Consider the following 2,774-nt stretch of genomic DNA (forward strand, 5'->3'; position numbering starts at 1 on the left):
GGGGCCCCACAGCCGCCACCCGGGCCCGTCCACCCCCTGGGCCGCCCGTTCGCCGCCTCGTCAGCGGAGCGTGCTCTCCGCTCTGTCGTCGGCGTGGTGTGCACACACGCGTGCCCCACCGCCGGGCCGGGCGCACGCACCCGCCGCCGGGCCGCACGTGCACGCGCCGCCCCACCATCGGGCGCCGCGCAGCACCGGCACCGACGCGCCGCCCGTCAAGCCGTCCGATCGTCGCGCCGCCCCCGCCGCGTCACGACGACGAACGCCGCACCAGCTCCGTCGGCAGCACCAGGTGCGGGCGCTCCTGACCGCCGTCCGAGATCTCCGCCAGCAGGGCCCGGGTCATCGCCCGTCCCATCCCCTCCATCGGCTGCCGGACGCTCGTCAGCGGCGGGTCCATGTGCCGGGCCATCGAGGAGTCGTCGAACCCGACCAGCGCCACGTCCCCCGGCACGGTGCGGCCGACCTCCCGCAGCGCCCGCCGCGCACCGATCGCCATCAGGTCGGAGGCGCAGAACACCGCGTCGAGACCAGGGCGGCGGCGCAGCAGTGCCCGCATCGCCGCGTGGCCGCTCTCCTCGGTGAAGTCGCCGTGCGCCACCAGGTCCTCGTCCGCCTCACGGCCGGCGGCCCGCAGCGCCTCGCGGTAGCCGGCCAGCCGGCACTGGGCCGCGTACATGTCCAGCGGTCCGGTGATGGTGGCGACCGTGCCGCGGCCGCGTCCCAGCAGATGCTCGACCGCGAGCTGGGCGCCGCCGAGATTGTCGCAGTCGACGTGCGGGAAGGACTCCTGCGCCGAGCGGCGGCCGTTCATGACGGCGGGCATGCCGATCTCGGTGAGCAGGTCCGGCAGGGGGTCATCACCGTGGACGGAGACGAGCAGCACGCCGTCCACCCGCCGGCTGGAGGCGTACTGGCCGAAGCGCTGCCGTTCCTTCGGAGTGCGGATCAGGGTGAGCAGCAGCTGGATGTCGGTGTCGGCCAGCTCGGCGGTGACGCCCCGGATGATGCCGGAGAAGTACGGTTCGGCGAAGAGCCGCGCCTCCGCCTCCGGGATGACCAGGGCGATGGCGTCGGCGCGGTTGGCGGCCAGGGCGCGCGCCGCGCGGTGGGGTACGTACCCCAGGTCGGCGATCGCCTGCTCCACCGTGGCCCGGGTGCGGTCACTCACCCGGGGGGAGCCGTTGATCACGCGCGAGACCGTGCCGCGGCCGACTCCGGCGCGGGCCGCGACCTGCTCCAGGGTCGGTCTGCCGTCACGGCCGGAGCCGCGTCCTGTACGAACCATCGCTTTCCTCCCGTTCACCCGCCCCAGTTTCCAACTACATCACGGATACCGAGTCGTCGTGTCCGATGCCTTGACACCTGCCAAGGGCTCGGGGAGCCTTCAACCCATCACAACTGGGAGCGCTCCCACAGACCAGAAACCCTACAGACCTCGTACGTTCCGAACCCAGGCCCCACCCCCACACGCGCGCCGCATCACCCGGCCGGGAAGGCAACGTCAGTGCGCCAGGAGGACGACCCGTTATGCGCAACACCCCCGAAGTGTCATACCGCCCGCGTGGCAGGACCGCCAGAGCGATGGCGATCGGTCTGACCGCCGTTCTCACCGGCGGCCTGCTCGCCGCCTGTTCGAGCAGCGACGACGGCGACGGCGACCAGATCACCCTCAGGGTCGGTGTCTTCGGCCAGTTCGGCTACGAGGAGGCCGGACTCTACGACGAGTACATGGACCTCAACCCGCACATCAAGATCGAGCAGGACTCGATCACCGAGAACAAGGACTACATAGCCCAGCTGCTCACCCGGCTCTCCCAGGGCAGCGGGCTGGCCGACATCCAGGCCATCGAGGTCGCCAACATCGCCGACATGGCGGGCGACCTCAACTCCCGCTGGGTGGACTTCAATGAGTACGAGGACATCGACACCAGCCACTTCGCCCCGTGGAAGCTGGTCCAGTCCACGAGCGCGGACGGCCGCCTGATCGGGCTCGGCACCGACATCGGCCCCACCGCCATCTGCTACCGCAAGGACCTCTTCGAGGCGGCCGGGCTGCCCACCGACCGCGAGGAGGTCGGCGCGCTGTGGGCCGGCGACTGGTCCGCGTACATCGAGACCGGTGAGCAGTTCCAGGAGAACGCCCCGGACGGCGTCTCCTGGGTGGACTCCCCCGGTGGTGTGTACAACGGTGTCGTCTCCAGCTACGAGGAGCGCTACTACGACGCGCAGGGCGAGCTGATCTACGAGGACAGCGAAGCCGTGCAGGCCGCCTGGGAGCTGGGCGTGCGCACCGAGGAGGGCGGCCTGAGCACCCGCCAGAAGCAGTTCACCCCGGAGTGGGAGCGCGCCATGGCCAATGGCGACTTCGCGACCATCTCCTGCCCGGCCTGGATGCTCGGCTACATCCAGGAGAAGGCCGGGGACGCCGCCGCCGGTCTGTGGGACGCCGCTCCCGCGCCCGTGCCGTCCAACTGGGGCGGTGCCTTCGTCGGTGTGCCCGAGGCGGGCAGCAACCGCGAGGAAGCGGTCAAGCTGGCCGCGTGGCTGACCGCCCCCGAGCAGCAGGCCAAGCTCTTCGCCGAGCGCGGCAGCTTCCCGTCGTCCCTGGTGGCCCAGCAGGAGTCGGTCGTCCAGGAGGCCACGCACCCCTACTTCGAGGGGATGCCGATGGGGGAGATCTTCTCCGCCGCCGCCGCGGAGATCCCGCCCACCATCATCGGGCCGCGTGACCAGCTGATCCAGGAGGCGTTCGCGGACGGTCTGCTCCAGAT

2 protein-coding genes are annotated in these 2,774 nt (G+C 71.4%); one reads left to right on the forward strand and one right to left on the reverse strand.

All coding sequences use genetic code 11. From position 1 onward, the window contains the following. Window positions 1–250: 250 nt before the first annotated feature. Window positions 251–1,288 carry a LacI family DNA-binding transcriptional regulator gene (locus tag ACFV5N_RS26620; protein ID WP_385604737.1) on the reverse strand — a complete coding sequence of 346 codons (1,038 nt, stop codon included), beginning with the start codon at window positions 1,286–1,288 and terminating at the stop codon, window positions 251–253. Between the two features lie 296 nt (window positions 1,289–1,584). Here ACFV5N_RS26620 and ACFV5N_RS26625 point away from each other — a divergent pair. Then, window positions 1,585–2,774, forward strand: a 1,190-nt coding sequence (locus ACFV5N_RS26625; RefSeq protein WP_385604740.1) for an ABC transporter substrate-binding protein, incomplete at its 3' end; no start/stop codon positions are given.

The sequence above is a fragment of the Streptomyces sp. NPDC059853 genome (assembly GCF_042731495.1).
Lineage (GTDB): Bacteria > Actinomycetota > Actinomycetes > Streptomycetales > Streptomycetaceae > Streptomyces.